The 473-nt window shown below is 46.9% G+C and carries 1 pseudogene; it reads left to right on the plus strand.

What is annotated here, in order from left to right:
• Window positions 1–473, plus strand: a pseudogene (locus LJE11_RS19285) (RNA-guided endonuclease InsQ/TnpB family protein); the annotation flags it as partial.

Below are 473 nucleotides of genomic sequence, written 5' to 3' on the forward strand. Positions count from 1 at the left end.
CTGTCAAAGAAAACATCCATAAAGGTCAGCCGGGAATATGCGAACCTCATCGGGCATATGTGCTATGCAGCATCCAAGCTCTGGAATGTCTGTAATTACGAGCGTCAGCATTACAAAGAAACAGGGATGGAGCAGTATCCGGACTGGTATTATCAGAAAAAAGCCCATAAAGAGGAGCTGTGGTATAAACAGCTCCCGTCCCAGACTGCCCAGGAAGTCTGCAGGCTGCTGGACAAGGCATGGAAGTCTTTTTATGCCCTGAAAAGATCCGGGGGGATCGAGACTCCCAGACCGCCGCGGTTTAAGCAGGAAAGTATCCCCATTACCTATATGCAGATGGGGATCGTGCATGAGCGGGATACGGACAGAGTCCGCCTGTCCCTTCCAAAGACATTAAAAAAATATATGGAAGAAACATATCAGATCCATGAAAACTTTCTTTACCTTGAAAATAAGATTTTCAGGGGCATGGA

It is taken from the genome of Blautia sp. DFI.1.216 (assembly GCF_020594215.1).
In the GTDB taxonomy this organism is placed as follows: Bacteria; Bacillota; Clostridia; order Lachnospirales; family Lachnospiraceae; genus Blautia_A; species Blautia_A wexlerae.